General features: G+C 44.7%; 13 protein-coding genes and 1 pseudogene. 12 read left to right on the top strand and 2 right to left on the bottom strand.

The features are described 5' to 3' along the window. From E4K71_RS02595 to rfbH, 8 genes are read left to right on the top strand one after another with little or no spacing between them, the layout of a single operon-like run. Positions 1–1,134 (top strand): Gfo/Idh/MocA family oxidoreductase, encoded by a 1,134-nt coding sequence (locus E4K71_RS02595; protein ID WP_135076145.1) that lies wholly within the window; start codon positions 1–3, stop codon positions 1,132–1,134. Continuing rightward, a complete protein-coding gene (pseI, locus tag E4K71_RS02590) occupies positions 1,134–2,186 on the top strand; it encodes a pseudaminic acid synthase (RefSeq protein WP_135076142.1) in 1,053 nt (350 codons plus the stop codon). Before E4K71_RS02595 ends, pseI begins: the two co-directional genes overlap by 1 nt. 11 nt (positions 2,187–2,197) lie before the next feature. After that, positions 2,198–2,449 carry an acyl carrier protein gene (locus E4K71_RS02585; RefSeq protein ID WP_135076139.1) on the top strand — a complete coding sequence of 84 codons (252 nt, stop codon included), beginning with the start codon at positions 2,198–2,200 and terminating at the stop codon, positions 2,447–2,449. A 3-nt stretch (positions 2,450–2,452) separates the two neighbouring features. Continuing rightward, positions 2,453–3,970: a class I adenylate-forming enzyme family protein gene (locus tag E4K71_RS02580; RefSeq protein ID WP_135076136.1), complete on the top strand. Its 1,518-nt coding sequence runs from the start codon at positions 2,453–2,455 to the stop codon at positions 3,968–3,970. A gap of 1 nt (position 3,971) precedes the next feature. Then, entirely contained in the window at positions 3,972–5,057 is a 1,086-nt protein-coding gene (locus tag E4K71_RS02575; RefSeq protein WP_167730223.1) for an FkbM family methyltransferase, read from the top strand. Positions 5,058–5,062: 5 nt separating this feature from the next. Continuing rightward, positions 5,063–5,833 (top strand): glucose-1-phosphate cytidylyltransferase, encoded by a 771-nt coding sequence (gene rfbF / locus E4K71_RS02570; protein WP_135076129.1) that lies wholly within the window; start codon positions 5,063–5,065, stop codon positions 5,831–5,833. Beyond that, entirely contained in the window at positions 5,833–6,876 is a 1,044-nt protein-coding gene (gene rfbG, locus E4K71_RS02565) for a CDP-glucose 4,6-dehydratase (RefSeq protein ID WP_135076126.1), read from the top strand. Before rfbF ends, rfbG begins: the two co-directional genes overlap by 1 nt. 13 nt (positions 6,877–6,889) lie before the next feature. Then, positions 6,890–8,257, top strand: a complete 1,368-nt coding sequence (gene rfbH / locus E4K71_RS02560) for a lipopolysaccharide biosynthesis protein RfbH (protein ID WP_135076123.1) — start codon at positions 6,890–6,892, stop codon at positions 8,255–8,257. Between the two features lie 45 nt (positions 8,258–8,302). Here the strand turns inward: rfbH and E4K71_RS02555 are convergent, their stop codons facing one another. Continuing rightward, positions 8,303–9,988, bottom strand: a complete 1,686-nt coding sequence (locus tag E4K71_RS02555; RefSeq protein ID WP_206201943.1) for a radical SAM protein — start codon at positions 9,986–9,988, stop codon at positions 8,303–8,305. 210 nt (positions 9,989–10,198) lie between these two features. Further along, a pseudogene (locus E4K71_RS18395) lies at positions 10,199–10,609 on the bottom strand (IS481 family transposase); the annotation flags it as partial. An 87-nt stretch (positions 10,610–10,696) separates the two neighbouring features. Here E4K71_RS18395 and E4K71_RS02545 point away from each other — a divergent pair. The 4 genes from E4K71_RS02545 to E4K71_RS02525 all read left to right on the top strand — a co-directional run bounded on the left by E4K71_RS02545 (position 10,697) and on the right by E4K71_RS02525 (position 15,921). Continuing rightward, positions 10,697–11,083 carry a hypothetical protein gene (locus E4K71_RS02545; RefSeq protein ID WP_135076117.1) on the top strand — a complete coding sequence of 129 codons (387 nt, stop codon included), beginning with the start codon at positions 10,697–10,699 and terminating at the stop codon, positions 11,081–11,083. A gap of 593 nt (positions 11,084–11,676) precedes the next feature. Further along, entirely contained in the window at positions 11,677–13,281 is a 1,605-nt protein-coding gene (locus E4K71_RS02535; RefSeq protein ID WP_135076111.1) for a transporter substrate-binding domain-containing protein, read from the top strand. A gap of 84 nt (positions 13,282–13,365) precedes the next feature. Continuing rightward, positions 13,366–14,034 (top strand): response regulator transcription factor, encoded by a 669-nt coding sequence (locus E4K71_RS02530; protein WP_135076108.1) that lies wholly within the window; start codon positions 13,366–13,368, stop codon positions 14,032–14,034. Positions 14,035–14,202: 168 nt separating this feature from the next. Next, on the top strand, positions 14,203–15,921 hold the full coding sequence (locus E4K71_RS02525; RefSeq protein WP_135076105.1) for a ShlB/FhaC/HecB family hemolysin secretion/activation protein: 1,719 nt from the start codon (positions 14,203–14,205) through the stop codon (positions 15,919–15,921).

Raw genomic sequence — 15,921 nt, 5'->3', positions numbered from 1 at the left:
GTGACCATAACAAACAAACCAGCACTTAATCTTGGCTTCATCGGCGGTTCGCTCAGTTCCGCTGTCGGCTACGCCCATTGGACGGCCAGTCAGCTTGACCAACGCTGGCAGGTTGTATCCGGCTGTTTCAGTCGTAATAGTGAGGAATGTGCGAAAACCGGTAAGAGCTGGCAAATCTCGTCTGATCGGCTGTATACAGATTGGCGAGACTACATTACACAGGAAAAAGGCAAGCTTGATGCTGTGGTTGTGCTGACACCAACCCCCACCCATGTCGATATCGTCTGTGCTTTGTTGGATGCGGGTATCCCAGTCATCTGTGAAAAGGCAATGGCCGCAGATATCGAACAATCCCAACAAATCAAAGCTGCCCTTGATCGCAGCAATGGTTTTCTGGCCGTGACCTTTAATTACAGCGGCTATCCCATGTTGCGGGTGTTGCGCGAGCATGTCAAATCGGGCCAATTTGGTAAACTTAAACAAGTCCAGGTTGAAATGCCCTCAGACGCCTTCATTCAGGCTCGCGAAAAAATGCATCCACAAGCCTGGCGCTTACAAGATGGTCACGTCCCGACCATCCTGCTGGATTTGGCTGTTCATCTCCATCACCTCACAGGTTTCCTGACCGAACTTACCCCTCAATCGGTCAATGCCGATTTTCACCATGACAGTATCTTTGACGGCATTATTGATGATGCCTGGTTATGGGTGAAATATAATCAAGACTTCCGGGCAAACCTGTGGGTCAGTAAATCAGCCCTTGGCTATCGCAACGGCATGCGCGTACGCCTGTTTGGCGATCAGGCCAGTGCTGAATGGGTACAGGAAGAACCAGAACGACTGCATATTTTTAATAAAGACAGCACACGACTGACTTATGATCGCGGTAACTGCCTCTATCCCGATGAAATCAGAGATCGTTTCAAACCCGGCCATCCTGGTGGTTTTATTGAAGCTTTTGCCAATTTATATGGCGATATTGCCGATGCGCTGAAAAGCTTCAATAACTCAGGCAGAATAGATAATCCGTACGTCTTTGGCTGGGATCATGCCCACGAAGGGCTTGAGCTGTTACAAGCCAGCGCACGCGCCCATCAAGAAGAACGTTGGATTTCAATGGCGGAGAAAAGCTGATGAACAATATCATGATCGCAGACCGGAAAGTCGGCCCCGGCCAACCGGCTTATGTGATTGCGGAACTTTCCGGTAATCATGGCGGTTCTTTAGAAAAATGCCTGGAGCTGTTTCATGCGGCTTGTGATACGGGTGCTGATGCCATCAAGCTTCAAGCCTATCGCCCTGATACCATTACACTGAACACCAGCAATGGGGATTTTGCCATTGCCAAAGATAACGCCTGGGCGGCCTATAAGAACCTTTATAACCTGTATGAATATGCCCATACGCCGTGGGAATGGTTCCCGCAGTTATTTGAAGAAGCTGAAAAACGCGGTGTTAAACTATTTGGCTCCGTCTTTGATGAAACCTCGGTGGACGAGCTGGAGAAATACCCCTGCCCCGCCTATAAAATTGCCTCACCTGAGATTATTGATATCGGCCTGTTAAAAAAAGTTGCCAAGACAGGAAAGCCCGTCATTGTCTCCACTGGATTGGCAAATATCGGTGATGTCTATGAAGCCGTCTCCTGCCTGCGTGAATATGGCTGTGAAGATATCGTTTTACTTAAATGCACCACCGCCTACCCTACCCCCCCCGAAGAAGTTAATTTGCGCACAATTGAAAATCTAAGGGAGACCTTCGGTTGTCTGGCGGGCCTGTCAGACCACACCACCGGCATCGGAGTATCTGTGGCTGCTGTTGCCCTTGGTGCCTGCATGATTGAAAAACATATCAAACTGGAAGATGACGAAGAAACAGTCGATAGTTTCTTCTCTCTGACCATTTCTGAATTCCAAAATATGATCACTGAAATCCGCCGTGCCGAACAGGCCGTAGGCACCGTGCGTTATGACCTGACACCGGAAGCCGCCAAAAATAAAAATGGCCGACGCTCACTTTACGTCAGTGCCCAAATGAAAAAGGGTGACATGTTCACCGAAAACAATATCAAGTCCGTTCGCCCCGGCTTCGGACTTGCCCCGAAATATAAAGACAAGGTTTTGGGTCGAAAGGCAACGCAAGATTTGGAAGTTGGCGATCGCCTCAGCTGGGATGTGATTGAATAAGAAGGAAGACCATGAGTGATAAAAAAGAAATTCAGGATTTCCTGATCACCTATATTAAAGACCATATAGCTGATGAAACAGTGAGCGTAGATGAAAATACGAACTTCGTGACCACCCGCCTGCTCGATAGTTTTTCCATCCTCAGTATGATCATGACGCTGGAAAGTGAGTTTGCCGTCAAATTCACTCCACAGGAACTGAGTAACGCAGACCTGCAAGTCGTTGCCAATATGGCAGATACGATCCTGGAAAAAAAAGCATAACCCATGCCTGTTCTGTTCACCCGCTTTTCCCAAGTCGCAACACACTATCGCAAAAAAACCGCACTGATCAGTGAAGGGGAAAGCTATAGCTATGGCGATTTGGCCCAAAGGGTGGATCACTGGGCAAAACGTATTTCCGCCCTACATGATGACCAAAAACCTCAGGTCGGCCTGCTGTGCGAACAGGCCCTGCATAATGCCACCTTGTCACTGTCACTGGCACAAATCAACGGCATCTGTATTCCAAGTAATACACATCTGACCGCTGAACAACTAGTCACAGGCTGGCGATTGTGTGAAGTCACTTTGGTGATCTATGAGCCGGAATTTGCCACAACCATTGAAAAATGCGATGCGCCGGATATTCGTTTTATTTCGACTGATGAGCTTTGGTCACAACAGAATCGTTCTGACCACATATGGCCGGACAGTGATGCCTTTTTAATTGTCCTGTCTTCTGGTTCAACAGGCGATCCCAAACCGATTGTCATTTCTCAAGAAGTGAAGCTCAACCGTCAGCAGCAGGCGTGGGATCTCTATAAACTCACCGCCGACGATGTGGTACTCTGCGCCTCCCCCTTCTTTCATTCCATGGGGTTGAGGCTGGTCTACACGCCTTTGTTGCTGGGCTGTACGCTGGTTCATATGAAAAGCTTCACGCCCACAGACTGGCTTAATCTGGTCAAACGTCATGGAGTGACTTACACAACCAGTGTGTCCTCTCACCTCTATGCCTTAAAAGACAAGCTGCTGGACAATGCTGCCCAAGTGAGATCACTCAAAACCATTGTGACCTCATCGGCCCCCATTGACAGTCATTTCAAGGACCAGCTCTTTCAACAAATCGGTTGTGACTTTCATGAAATCTACGGTGCGACCGAAGTGGCCTGTGCCACCAATTTATTCCCACGCGATGCCAAGGAAAAATTCAGTAGTGTAGGGAAAAACTGCCCGGATGTAGATATTCGTCTGCTTGATGATGAGCTTGAAGAAGTACAGCAAAGCGAGGTGGGAGAAATCACCGTTCGCTCCCCTCTCGCTTTTAGTTGTTATTACAAACGCCCAGACCTCACCAAAGCTTCTTACGCGGGTGACTTTTTCCGCACAGGTGATCTTGGCTTTATGGATGAAGACGGCTTTCTCACCTATGTCGGGCGTAAAAAAGACATCATCATTTCCGGTGGGATTAATATCTATCCCAAAGATATCGAAGCTGTTCTGGCCAGCTGCGACGGCATTCGTGAAACAGCGGTGATCGGTGTAGATGATGACCTGCTGGGCGAAGTCGTTGTTGCTGTTTGTATCAGTGAGAACAATAAAAAACTTGAACGTAATTTACGCAAACTTGCCAACAAAGAGCTTGCCCCATTCCAGCGCCCATTGAAATATTTCTTCGTTGAAAACTTCCCCCTGACAGCCTCTGGTAAACTATCCAAACGGGAACTGCGCAAAGAATATAACGAGCTGAACGACGGCTGGACGGATGTGTTGCGTATGATGATGTATGGGACAGGAGAATAAGATGACAGAACGTTATATCTTTGGTGCAGGTATCCAGGGTCAAGCTTTCCTCAAGGTCTTTCAAAAACTTGGCCTTCCTGTTTCGGGCTTTATTGATAGTTTTTCAACACGAGAAAGCTATAACGACTTGCCTGTGCAACGCCCTGAGGCGGTCAACAACAAAGAAGCTGAAATATATGTCTCCGTTGGTATGATTAGTGAAAAAATTAAAGAGCAACTCAAAACTGACCTATTTCAAAATGTCTATGACTACACAGAAACAGTCCTGAAATACCCTGATATTATTCATGCTCTGAAAATCTATAGCCTGTGGTACAGCGAAAATATAGAAGACCGGGTCAATCAACAGAAGCTTAACGAGTTTAGGGCCTTGCTTGTCGATGATAAAAGCAGACAGCTCTTGGACCAACTCATTCGTTTCAGGACCAGCTTCAAGGTAGAAGACTATGTTCTTCGTGATACAGAAGCACAATACTTTCCAGATGATGTCCCTATTTTTGAGGGTTTAAAAACTTTGCGCTTTGTGGATGCAGGGGCTTTTATTGGCGACACAATTCCCCCCCTGATCACACACAGCCAAAAATCGAACACTGCAATCGACTATATTGCCTGCTTTGAACCGGATAAGAAGAACTTAAAAGCCCTTCATGAACAACTGGACACCTGTTGTGACGATGCCATAAACGTTTTTGTGTACCCAACGGGGGTTTGGTCTCGTTCAGAAATTCTTAATTTTGCAGCCAATCAATCATCTTCAAGCTGTATCACCACACAAGAAGGCCCTGTTGATCTCTCTCAGTCTATCTTAGCAACGTCGATTGATGAATGCCTTTTCAACACACGGCCCAATTACATCAAAATGGATATCGAAGGTGCCGAAGCCGAAGCCCTAAAAGGGGCAAAAAAAACCATTCAAACCTATAGCCCTGTCTTAGCGATCTGTCTTTATCATAAACCTTCAGACCTATGGGAACTTCCTCTCATGATTCATTCAATGAACACTCAATACGAGATGTACTTACGAGTATATGGTGATATGTTACTGGAAACGGTTTTATACTGTATTCCAAAACAAAAAGGGAATTAAAGCAGATGAAAGCGGTCATTCTTGCCGGGGGACTTGGCACCCGAATTTCTGAAGAAACCCACCTAAAGCCAAAACCTATGGTGGAAATCGGCACAAAGCCGATCCTTTGGCATATCATGAAAATTTATTCTGCCCATGGCATCAATGATTTTATCATTTGCTGTGGTTATAAGGGCTATATCATCAAGGAATATTTTGCCAACTATTTCCTTCATACTTCGGACGTGACTTTTGATATGTCCAATAACGAAATGGAAGTCCACAACCGACATGCCGAACCGTGGAAAGTTACCCTGATTGATACAGGGGAACATACGATGACAGGCGGGCGACTGAAACGCGTAGCCGATTTCGTCAAAGATGAAGACTGTTTCTGCTTTACCTATGGCGATGGTGTGGCTGATATTGATGTCACAGCAAGTATTAACTTCCACAAAGAGCAAGGGGCCAAAGCCACCTTAACCGCCGTCATCCCACCAGGGCGTTTTGGTGCTCTGGAGATTGGTGGGGATAAAATCAATGCCTTTCAGGAAAAACCCCGTGGCGATGGCAATATGATCAATGGGGGCTTCTTCGTTCTTTCCCCTGACGTACTGGATTATATCTCATCTGATGATATGTCGTGGGAATCTGATCCGCTAAATACACTGGCGGCAGAAGGTAATCTTGCAGCTTATAAGCACGAAGGCTTCTGGCAACCGATGGATACCCTGCGTGATCAAAACTATCTGCATGATCTTTGGAAATCCGGCAAAGCCCCCTGGAAAGTCTGGTAATGGATCGCACTTTTTGGAATGGAAAGTCCGTTTTCCTGACCGGACATACAGGCTTTAAAGGTAGCTGGCTGTCATTATGGCTGCAAGACCTGGGGGCTCATGTCACCGGCTTTGCCTTGACACCACCAACAAACCCCAGCTTGTTTGACATTGCCCATGTGGCAGATGGCATGACCTCGATCATTGCAGATATCCGCAATAAAGATGCCGTGCTTGAGGCCATGACAAATGCCCAACCGGATATCGTGATCCATATGGCCGCCCAGCCTTTAGTGCGTTATTCCTATAGCAATCCCATCGAAACCTATGAAACCAACGTGATGGGTCTCACCTACCTGTTGGAAGCCGTACGCCAAACACCTTCGGTTCAAGCTGTCGTCAATGTCACCTCCGATAAATGTTATGATAATCAGGAACTGGCTGTTCCTTTCACAGAAACCGACCCTATGGGGGGGCATGACCCCTATAGCAGTTCCAAGGGCTGTGCAGAGCTGATAACCTCCGCCTATCGCAATTCTTATGGGTTAAAACTGGCTAGTGCGCGTGCAGGCAATGTCATTGGCGGGGGCGATTGGGCCGAAGACCGTCTTGTCCCAGATATTCTACGCGCCATTGAAAAAGGCGAAGAGGTCATTATCCGCAACCCCAAGGCTATCCGTCCCTGGCAGCATGTGCTGGAACCTCTCTGCGGGTATCTAAAACTGGCTCAAGCGCTATACGAACAGCCCGAGGAATATGGGCAGGGCTGGAACTTTGGCCCCGCAAATGAAGATGCCAAGCCTGTTTTATGGATTGTTCAGGAACTTACCCACCAGTGGGGGAAAGGTGCAGCCTATCACGTGGAAACAGATAACCAAACCCCATATGAAGCCCATTATTTGAAACTAGATTGTTCCAAAGCCCAAAAGAATTTAGACTGGGCCCCAAGATGGGACCTGCAAACTTGTCTTGGAAAAATCATCGACTGGCAACGGGCCTATCACTCTCAGAAAGACATGCGTGATGTAACCCGCCAGCAAATCATTGAATACACACAACACTAACAAAGAAATTGTTATGAGTTCTAAGAATAGAAAAGACGAAATCCGCATTCAAATCCGTGAACTGGTCAGCGAATATGCCAACCTGCAATACCAACCCCAGACTTTTGCAGGTGGTGAGACTGTGATCCCCCCCTCAGGTAAAGTTATTGGCACAGGCGAGTTGCAAAATATGGTAGATGCCTCCCTTGATGGCTGGCTCACCACCGGGCGTTTTAACGATGCCTTTGAACAAAGGCTCACTGATTTTCTCGGAGTTAAACATGCGCTCAGCACCAACTCTGGCTCCTCAGCAAACTTGCTGGCTTTGGCAAGCCTGACCTCACCAAAACTCGGCGAACGTGCGTTAAAACCTGGTGATGAAGTCATCTCCGTTGCTGCTGGTTTTCCCACAACGGTTAATCCTTTGCTGCAATATGGTTTGGTTCCCGTTTTTGTCGATGTGGATATTCCAACCTACAATATTGATGCCAGTAAAATCGAAGAAGCCATCACTTCAAAAACTCGCGCTATCATGCTGGCCCATACGTTGGGCAATCCGTTTGATTTGGATACGGTTATGGCCTTGGCCGATAAATATGATTTATGGGTCATTGAAGATACATGTGATGCGCTAGGCACGACCTACACCCCCACCATCACCCGTCAAAAAGATAAGAAGACAACGATTGAAGCAGGTGTCCCTCGCTTATGCGGAACCTTTGGTGATATCGCAACCCTCAGCTTCTATCCTGCCCACCATATCACCATGGGCGAAGGCGGTGCCGTTTATACCGACAGCCTGAAACTGAAAAAGATCATTGAATCTTTCCGTGACTGGGGCCGCGATTGTTTCTGCGCACCAGGCAAAGATAACTCCTGTGGCAGGCGTTTTTGCTGGCAACTGGGTGAGCTACCCGAAGGCTATGACCATAAATATATCTATAGCCATGTCGGCTATAACCTGAAAATCAGCGATATGCAGGCCGCCTGCGGTTTAGCCCAGGTGGACCGCCTGGAGGGTTTCATCACCCTGCGCAAAAAGAACTTTGCCTATCTAAAAGAAGGTTTAAAGCCACTGGAAGAATTTTTGATCTTACCAGAACCGACAAAAAACGCTGACCCTTCCTGGTTTGGTTTCCCCATCACATTGAAAGACAATGCCCCAATCAGCCGGGTAGAGCTTTTACGTTTTCTGGATGAACGAAAGATAGGTACTCGTCTTCTATTCGCCGGGAACCTGACCAAACAGCCCTATATGTCCGCGAAAACCTACCGCATCAGTGGGGAGCTTACCAATACAGACACCATTATGAACAATACCTTCTGGATTGGTGTTCAACCTGCCCTAAATGAAGAAATGCTGGATTATGTCATTCAGTCTTTTAAGAAAGTATTGAGTTAACACTCAACTTTTACATGGAATGAAACTACCTATACATGACAAGCTCTAATGGATTGGAATCTCAAAATCATTAATGAACACATCCCAAAAATCCGTTTCCTGAGTATATCCTCGCGCTAAACTATAATGTGTTTCAGCTTGTGAGGCTTTGCCCAATTTCTCATAACATTGCCCAATATAAAAATGCGCAATAGCATGATCAGGCTTAACTTTTATTACATTAAGAAAACTCTCTAACGCTGTATTATAGTGCCCAAGACGGAAATTGGCATTATAGACAAAATTAAGTTCAATATTCATATAATAGGTCATGAACTGCACATCTTGTGGTGTCAGGAACTCAGTTTCAATAACGGCATTTTTATAATTTGCCTTCATAGGCGTAATTTTAAAATAATCATTAATCTCACATTCCTCATACATCTCACTCCCCGGAATGGGCATAGCAACAAAAACACGAAACCAGTCTGCATAAAGGGTCTTTAAAAACTCGCGACTGTCGGCAATATCTTGCATAGTTTCGCCTGGCATACCGAGAATAATATTACAATCCGTATAAATTCCGGCTTCACGGCAATTTTTGGTTACATCCTGAACAATTTTCAACTTCAGAGGCTTGCGCATAACTTCTTTCAAAACACGAGCACTCCCCGATTCAATCGGCAGAACAAGCTCCCTAACTCCAGCCTCTTTCAATAGCTTGAGAAAGTCCGGTTTAAGAGCATAAATCGCTAAAGCATTTTGGAAGAACATTTTCAAATCAAACGTTTTGATTTGACTGACAATGTCATATGGTCGCTGATCACCACCCATGAAATGATCATCTTGAATAATGATGCCGGAGACATCAAAAAGATCTTTTAATTGTTTCAAATCTTCAGTGACCCGCTCCAAACTGTAATATCGCATTTTACGACCATGAGCAGCATGAGACGCGCAGAATGTGCAACGAAAGGGACAACCACGAGACGTCATAATTGGAAAACTAGTCTCTTCTTCCCCAGAAGTACCTATTGAGTCACTAAGTTTATCGCTAACACTGTAACGTGATAAAGTCGAATTAAGTTTATAGCCTTCCAAATCCAAAATTCCATAATCCAGAAAGGGAATTTCATCCAGATCATAAATAAAGTCATGCTGAAATAGAGTCTGTTTATTAGCTATATTTGTATGGGTAATCCACGAACTATGCCCATTCAGAAACCCCTGCTTATCTTCTGCTTGCAGTAACTCGTTCAGAGGCTTTTCACCTTCACCAAAACAAATAGCATCGACACATTTTGTATCCGTCAAGATTTCTTTATACATGGATGTTGGCAGGTTCCCCCCTGCAAGAACAAGCGCATTAGGGAAAATTTCTTTACTAACCTGCGCCAGTTCTAAAATACTGTTATATGCTGGGGTAAAAAGGGCAGAAATACAGATATAATGGGGATCAAAATCAGCGTATTGACCAATTTCTGACTTAAAATAACTCGCAAAATTCTGAAACGTAAAGGAGGCTTCTTGATTAAGCCTGACATTAAAATCAATAACCCGACTTTCTACAGAATGAAACTTCTTCAAATATGCACTCAACGATAAAACCCCTAAGGGTATATCGGTAATCACTGAACCAAACTGCTCTTTGCCACCGTTTTTCAGAATTGTACTGATATTGTTTGGAGGAGAGACAAAATCTTCAAAAGTAATGTTTGGCGGTAACAGAAAGAGAATACGTGTATCCGTCAATTTCCAACTTTCATCTATTTGTTCTAATAGGTCTAATATAAGGACTAACAAGTCTGAATTACAATAAAAAATAACTACTATTATTTTAGTTGTTTAGTCCCAGAGTGTGATGGGTTGGGTCAACTTTGAATCTTTCCGGCTCCTTTGTCCAGATTTTACAAACATATTCGTCGCATACCGATCAAAAATGTGATGAAAGGCATATTTCTGACGTTCATGTAGTTCACAAAAGACCCACTTTGAAGTCCTATCTATGGCGACGAACAGACAGAGTTTTCCTTCTTCTGTACGCACCCGGGCAATATCAACGTGGAAATAGCCTATCGGGTATTTCTTGAATTTCTTCTTTGTTTTTCCATCCCCTTCAAGGGGGAAGCGAGAAATGCCATGACGCTGAAAATAGCGATGCAAAGAGGACCGGGTTAAATGTGGAAGGCTGGCCTGCAAAGCATACAGGCAATCATCAAACGGCAATAGGGTAAAGGCGACACAAACTTAGGCCATGGAGCACCTAAACGGGGCAGTCCACGGGTTCTTTGGCCCCATGGCTGCATCTTCTACAGTATCGTGCGCTCTCCACTTACAAACAGTCTTGGGATTAATACCGTAACGCTGGCTTATACCAGGCCCTATAGGTTTTGACTCATAAAGGGGATTCCCAAACCGCTTAAACCCTGATTCAATATAGAAAACGAATAGGAGTTTTCTATGGGTGCCCCAATTCCCTTGCGATCAGGTTACAACGGTGATGCTCTTCGCCATCTTGCCAAGCAAACCAATAATGCAACACAGGTCCGTCACCTCTTGAGCCTTGCGATTATCTACGATGACGGAAGTCGTACCGATGCCTCCAAAGTTGGAGGTGTGACTTTGCAAATAATCCGTGACTGGATTTTGCGTTTGAATAAAGAGCGGCCTAATGGTCTGAAAGATAAATGGTCAGGCGGTCCAGTGCCATTGCTCAATAAGGAACAGCGTGACGCCCTTGCAGATATCGTAGAAAAAGGCCCTACACCTGCGATCCATAACGTGGTACGCTGGCGATTGTGTGATTTGGGAAGAATATCGCATCTCCATATCGACCTTCCTCGTTAGGCCGTATATTGAACAAGATGGGATATCGCAAATTGTCGGCACGTCCTTGCCACCGTCAACGCAATGAAGAGGCCAATGAGGCTTTCAAAAAAAATTCGAGGGCGAAGTGGTAAAAGAACAAGCAAACCCGAAGATGGGCCAAGCGGGGCACACGTCCAGAAACCATACAGGATTTGCGAAACCGTTCAGCCTATATCTTTGGAGCCATCTGTCCGAAAGAAGGTAAAACCGCAGGGATCATCATGATTTTGCTAGCATTCATACGGCTGGGTCGTAGACGTTTGCTTCCTTCTTTAGGAAGAAGACCGCGTTCAAAAGCGGGAAAGAAACGCTTGCAGGAATCGTCAACCTCACAGAAAATCTCTTCGATAGGAACCACGGGCACCTCCATTGTAGGCCGTTTTTTGTGGTGATTAATAGCCTACTCCCATCACCTTATCTTTGTGAATCATTAACTTAATAAAATCCTTATCCCGAATCCGTATTAATTACTCATGAAATTTTTACCCCCCCTTTTCACATTAGTGCAGCGGGTTCATTTTAAACCATACCTTAAAAAAAAAGCCCCTTTCGAATGAGTATCTAATTTTTACATGTTAATACAGACATACACCCGCATAAAACATGAAATCCTACGCCTTGTCGTACTGGCTCTCTTTTCGTTTTTTTCGTTTTACGCTGCCGCTGATGACGGCTTCGCCCTGACACCTGAAGAAAAAGAATACTTAAAATTGAAAGACAGGATTCCCATCTGTGTTGACCCAGATTGGATGCCTTTTGAAGAAATTGACAAAAACAATGAATATGTAGGTATCTCTGCTGACTTTTTTGAAGTTTTTCAGCGCCGTCTTAATATCAAATTTGAAGTTGTTAGTACCTCTGATTGGAATGAATCCCTCAATTTTGTTAAAGAAAGAAAGTGTGACATTCTTTCACTAGCAAGGAGTACGCCAGATAGAAAAAAGTATTTGAATTTCACCACTTCTTATTTGTTAGTGCCTTTTGTTGAAGTGACAGGGTTAAATGTCAGTTTTATCGATGGCATTCAAAAAAGGAATAATAACAAGGTCGGTTTTTCGAGTGGTTCTGCTGTAATGGAAGCCTTGAAAGAAAAACATCCTCACCTTGAATTAATTGAGTTTAGCAATATTGAAAAGGGACTTGATGCCGTCAGACAAGGGGAAGTATATGGATACATAGATGCTTTACCTGCCATAGTATATGCCTTGCAAAAGTACCAAATAGGCGATCTAAAAATAGCTGGAAGAATAGACCTTAAGCTAGGCGGCTCAGTTGCTGTACGTAATGACGACGACATTTTGTTATCTATAATGCAGAAAACAATAGATACGATTTCTGTAGCGGAAAGGGATGCAATTTTACAAAAGTGGTATACCATAAAGGTTGAAAAGAAACCGAATTATGGGCCTATTTTGTTAGTCCTGAGTGTAGGGATTTTGATCATCACTGTTTTTATATATTTTTATTATAAAACAAGACTCCTTAACCGCAAACTCAATCAAATGGTGACTGATGAGAAACATAAACGCGAAGAAACATCGCGTTTTCTTTCCATGCTCGCCCACGAGCTGAAAACGCCTTTGGCTGTGATACGAGTTCTCTTGGCGAATAAAAAGATTACGCCGGAAATGATTGAAATGGCAAATGCGTCAATCACTGAGATTGATGAAGTCGTTTCAACCAGTCAGATGGCAGAAAGATTTGAGGCAAATGCTCTGGAACTTAGTATTTCACAATGCTCTCTGGATAAAATGTTAGAAGACTTGATTGAAAAACAACATGTGCAAGGTCGTGCAAAAATATCAAAGACGGCTTCGGCTGAGATTCAATCTGATCCCTCCCTTTTAAAAGTCATCCTTTCAAACCTGATTGAAAATGCTGTCAAATATGGCGTGCCTGACAAGCCCATTGAAATTGATTTACGTGATAATAGTGATCAAAACACATTGATTTTAACGATAGCGAATTATGTTGATGAAAAAAATAAGCCTGATCCGCAAAAATTATTTGATAAATATCACCGTGGAAATCACGCCCATCGGGTAACGGGATCTGGTCTTGGCTTGTATCTGGTAAAGGGGTTTGCAAGCTTATTGGAGGCGAACATTCAATACCAGCCGACGCAAGATAAAGCTGTCTTTTATCTTTCCATCCCTCGAAATTTCAGGGACATCTAATATATATGTTAGGCTACGTTAGCTAACACCTGTGAGGCGTGATACATTCAGCACCAATAATCTACTTATAAATTTTGATGAAAAATGGCTATTGTTTTAATTGAAGACCATGAAAACCTGAGAAATGCTTTATCCGGCATTCTTGAAAGTGAAGGCTTTCAGGTCATTGCACTTGAATGTGCTGAAGATATTGATGATACGCCAGGCACCCATACAGCAGAGGCTTATATCATTGATTTGAATCTTCCCGGTGAAGACGGGATCAGTCTGGTTAAACGATTGAGGCGAGCTGAACCCAATGCCAATATCATTGTCACGACTGCACGTTCAGAGCTTAATCAACGTGTTATAGGGTATGAGGCTGGTGCGGATGTTTACCTCTCTAAACCCGTTGATCCTGCAGAACTGATCGCTGTGTTATGTTCACGTTTGGGGCGACGTCATTCAGATCAACAGGTTTTGAACTTGAATGCAAGGACACAGGAAATCGCCACACCTTCTGGTGTTATTCCTCTCACCTTGGCGGAAGTCCGCGTTTTATCCGCTTTAACCCTTGCAGAAAACCACTTGCTGGAGCAGTGGCAAATAATGGAACAATTCGGACAGGAAAGTGAAGGTATGACGCTCAGTAGTTTGCAAATGCGTCTGACCCGCTTGCGCAAAAAATTCCATAATGTCGGTATTTCCTCAGACGTGATCAAGGCGGAAAGAGGGGTTGGTTATCGCCTTTGTATGGATATCCAGATTATTTAAACTCTGATTGTTTTAATATAAGTTTTCTCTCAATTTAACTGCTGTTGTTAGGTTTCGTTAGCCTGCGTTATCCAGCGTGAGGTTTTTGAAATTCCCTTTGCTATATTCCGGTGCTGTCTCAAAAGGCAAGAGAGCAAATCTGTATGGTGATCAGGGATAAAATTTATAATGTCGAACTGTTTGAGTAATTGTGGCGTAACGCACAAAAAACGCCGTAATACTGCGTTGTTGACCTCAGGCTTGTGTTTAGGTTTCGCCTTCTCGGTTCCTGTTTATGCCCAGACAACACCTGATTCAGGCGTTATTCAGCAGCAACTTGAAAAACGCAAAGCCCCGACATTGCCTGATCAATCCCCATCATTGGCCCCGTTGCCCCCTGAGATGAAATCAAGTGGTGGCCTGACTTTTACGGTTTCCAAGTTCCGCTTTGTTGGTAATAACGAACTTGATGATAACCTGCTCACAATTGCGGTTGAAGACTATCTTGGAAAGCCCATTGATTTTGCAGGGCTTCAAGCTGCTGCTGCAGCGGTTGGCGAAACCTATCGTGAAGCTGGCTGGTTGGTAAAAGCCTATCTACCGCATCAGGAAATTGCGGATGGTGTGGTGACGATTGAGATCGTTGAGGCTGTCTTTGGTAAAGTGTACCTTGATGGTGAACCTAAACGTTATTCAGAAGAACGTATAAAATCCGTTGTTGAAAAAGATCAGACAAAGGGCAAGATTTTCAATGCACGTGCATTGGATCGCCGTTTGTTGTTACTGGATGATTTCCCCGGCGTTTCAGTCTCGGGAAACCTGAAACCTGGTGCAAATCAGGCAGAGACCGATCTGGTTCTGAAAATTGCCGATGAGCCTTTAGTCAACGGCACGTTGGGGCTGGATAACACCGGGTCAAGAACCACGGGCAAAGAACGTGGTACCATGAATGTCTTTGTCAATAGTCCCGCAGGCATTGGCGACCTCATCACCAGTGATGTAATCCTTAGCAGAGGAACAAAGTACGGGCGTTTGGGATACAGCCTACCAATTGGTGATGATGGTTTAAGGGTTGGGGCCAATAGCTCGTACCTGAGCTACAATGTCATTACACCGGAGTTTGCGTCACTTGACCTCAATGGTCATTCCAAGTCATTTGGGGCTAATCTGGAATATCCGATTATACGTTCAGGTAAACGTAACCTGTATGTCAGTGGTGGGTTTGAACGTAAAGCCTATCGCAATAGCTCGCTAAGCTCTGTAAATAGCGAATATGGTATTGATAATCTCTATGTAAATGTCACAGGTAATCTGTTTGATAGATTTGGCGGCGGTGGAGCCAATATGGCAAGCCTGACCTTGACCCATGGTGATCTTGATCTCGGTGTTGTGGATTCAAATGAAAATTCTGAACTCGATGGTCGCTTTACCAAGCTTCGCTATTCCCTTTCAAGACAGCAGGCTCTTGTTGAAGATTTATCCGTATTTACCAGCCTTTCCGGACAGTTTGCTGGTAAAAACCTTGATTCTGCCGAGAAATTCTATCTCGGTGGCGCAAATGGCGTGCGGGCTTATCCTGCCAATGAAGGGGGAGGCAGCGAAGGTCATATGATCAATGCCGAGCTTCGTTATCGCTGGAATAAGGATTTGGTTTTGACGGGATTCTATGACTGGGGGCGTGTGATTGTTAATGAAGATAATTCCATCACATCACCAGCAGCCCCGAATAACTTCAATCTCAAAGGTGCAGGTGTTTCGGCAAGCTGGGTAGGTCCAGGCAACGCAAACCTTGTAGCGACCTATGCACGACGCATTGGAAGTAACCCTAATCCGACATCCAGCGGCTATGACCAAGACGGTTCCAAAAAAGTACACCGTTTCTGGCTTGCCCTAAAAGTACCGTTTTAA

The organism is Terasakiella sp. SH-1 (assembly GCF_004564135.1).
Lineage (GTDB): Bacteria > Pseudomonadota > Alphaproteobacteria > Rhodospirillales > Terasakiellaceae > Terasakiella.
Note: the sequence above shows the minus strand (reverse complement) of the source record. Positions and strands in the feature narration are given on the sequence as shown.

What these genes read in the sequence shown, in the direction of transcription:
- pseI (WP_135076142.1), top strand. Translation starts at nt 1,134, where the DNA reads ATGAACAATATCATGATCGCAGACCGGAAAGTCGGCCCCGGCCAACCG.
- rfbG (WP_135076126.1), top strand. Translation starts at nt 5,833, where the DNA reads ATGGATCGCACTTTTTGGAATGGAAAGTCCGTTTTCCTGACCGGACAT.
- E4K71_RS02585 (WP_135076139.1), top strand. Translation starts at nt 2,198, where the DNA reads ATGAGTGATAAAAAAGAAATTCAGGATTTCCTGATCACCTATATTAAA.
- E4K71_RS02575 (WP_167730223.1), top strand. Translation starts at nt 3,972, where the DNA reads ATGACAGAACGTTATATCTTTGGTGCAGGTATCCAGGGTCAAGCTTTC.
- rfbF (WP_135076129.1), top strand. Translation starts at nt 5,063, where the DNA reads ATGAAAGCGGTCATTCTTGCCGGGGGACTTGGCACCCGAATTTCTGAA.
- E4K71_RS02530 (WP_135076108.1), top strand. Translation starts at nt 13,366, where the DNA reads ATGGCTATTGTTTTAATTGAAGACCATGAAAACCTGAGAAATGCTTTA.
- E4K71_RS02580 (WP_135076136.1), top strand. Translation starts at nt 2,453, where the DNA reads ATGCCTGTTCTGTTCACCCGCTTTTCCCAAGTCGCAACACACTATCGC.
- rfbH (WP_135076123.1), top strand. Translation starts at nt 6,890, where the DNA reads ATGAGTTCTAAGAATAGAAAAGACGAAATCCGCATTCAAATCCGTGAA.
- E4K71_RS02535 (WP_135076111.1), top strand. Translation starts at nt 11,677, where the DNA reads ATGTTAATACAGACATACACCCGCATAAAACATGAAATCCTACGCCTT.
- E4K71_RS02545 (WP_135076117.1), top strand. Translation starts at nt 10,697, where the DNA reads ATGGGTGCCCCAATTCCCTTGCGATCAGGTTACAACGGTGATGCTCTT.
- E4K71_RS02525 (WP_135076105.1), top strand. Translation starts at nt 14,203, where the DNA reads ATGTCGAACTGTTTGAGTAATTGTGGCGTAACGCACAAAAAACGCCGT.